Annotated in this window: 1 protein-coding gene; it reads left to right on the top strand. The window is 44.2% G+C overall.

The window, feature by feature from the left end:
• The coding region (locus PGX78_RS08690; RefSeq protein ID WP_270446558.1) for an efflux RND transporter periplasmic adaptor subunit at positions 1 to 532 on the top strand (532 nt) is incomplete at its 5' end.
• Between the last annotated feature and the right edge of the window lie 101 nt (positions 533 to 633).

Raw genomic sequence — 633 nt, 5'->3', positions numbered from 1 at the left:
GGGAACAAAACAAATCATCGCTAAAGTTGACGAAACTGACATCGGAAAAATCAAAGTCGGACAAGATGCAACTTTTACGGTAGACTCTTATACGAATAAGACCTTTACGGCTCATGTTTCAAAAATTTCTCAAACCGATACCACCTATTCATGGGACACGACGAATACGACCTCTTCAGCATCTGCTTCTTCAGCCAGTGTTATTTATTACTATGTAACCTTGGACGTAGATGACCCGAACGACGACCTTCGCCTCGGAATGACAGCTCGTGTCGATATCAGTACTTCTCAAAAGGAAAATGCACTGGTCGTTCCCATTGCCGCCTTGAAAACGAATAATTCCGGTTCTTATGTCGTCGTTGTTCACGATGACGGCTCAACGGAAAACGTAATGGTTCAAACGGGCATTTACAGCGACGACTATGTTGAAATTACAAGCGGCCTGTCCGTCGGCGATAAAGTTTCTATCGCCTATACTTCATCGGGTAAGTCATCGGAAAACAATAAACAACAGGGTCCGCCGCGGTTATAAGGCAGGAATCTCCTATGGATAATATTATGATAGCCCTTCAGGACATTCGCAAAATCTATCACATCGGTTCTCAAGATTTCGCTGCCCTGGCAGGCATTACT

Origin of the sequence: Megasphaera sp. AF13-6AC, assembly GCF_027685385.1 — a bacterium.
In the GTDB taxonomy this organism is placed as follows: Bacteria; Bacillota; Negativicutes; order Veillonellales; family Megasphaeraceae; genus Megasphaera; species Megasphaera micronuciformis.
Note: the sequence above shows the minus strand (reverse complement) of the source record. Positions and strands in the feature narration are given on the sequence as shown.